We start from the raw sequence: 495 nt of genomic DNA, 5'->3' as shown, positions 1-495 counted from the left end.
GAGTCGCGATCGCGCAGCAAACACAACCACCTTTGGGATGGCTAACTTGAGCTAAATTCGCCAATTGTTTAAACGCTTTTGCTTCCACTGGGAAACCCTCTGGAATCTATTGCCGAGTTGGGTTATTTTTTGAAGCCATCTGAGTTGTTTAGTTCTCTGGCTAAACGGGCATTAGGCAATCAGGCGGATAAGGATGAGATTAGTGATGAGGAGTTAGAAAAAGAGTTCAATTTTTATTTTAGGGGATTTGACGGATGTTTTAAACAACATTGAACGCTCCACAATGGGCAAGGAAAGTGAGGAAGATTTTGATCATTTGTTTGAGGATCTGGATCTGAATTCGACAAAGTTGGGGCGGACTCCGAAGGCGAAAAATGCTTTAATTGCCAAGATTTTAGTGCATCTGGATAAGATTGATTTTCGGTTGGGAGACACCGAGAGCGATGTGCGTGGGGGATGCCTATGAGTATTTGATTGGGCAGTTTGCCAGTGGTG

At 43.8% G+C, this 495-nt stretch carries 2 protein-coding genes; both read left to right on the top strand.

Annotated elements, in window-relative coordinates:
* The first annotated feature begins 78 nt into the window (after nucleotides 1-78).
* Nucleotides 79-273 carry a hypothetical protein gene (locus tag OSCIL6407_RS37485; protein ID WP_019488041.1) on the top strand — a complete coding sequence of 65 codons (195 nt, stop codon included), beginning with the start codon at nucleotides 79-81 and terminating at the stop codon, nucleotides 271-273.
* Nucleotides 248-466: a hypothetical protein gene (locus OSCIL6407_RS37480; RefSeq protein ID WP_456077501.1), complete on the top strand. Its 219-nt coding sequence runs from the start codon at nucleotides 248-250 to the stop codon at nucleotides 464-466. Before OSCIL6407_RS37485 ends, OSCIL6407_RS37480 begins: the two co-directional genes overlap by 26 nt.
* The last annotated feature ends 29 nt before the right edge of the window (nucleotides 467-495 follow it).

Source organism: Kamptonema formosum PCC 6407, assembly GCF_000332155.1.
Lineage (GTDB): Bacteria > Cyanobacteriota > Cyanobacteriia > Cyanobacteriales > Microcoleaceae > Kamptonema > Kamptonema formosum.
This window is presented reverse-complemented; position numbering and strand designations above follow the sequence as displayed.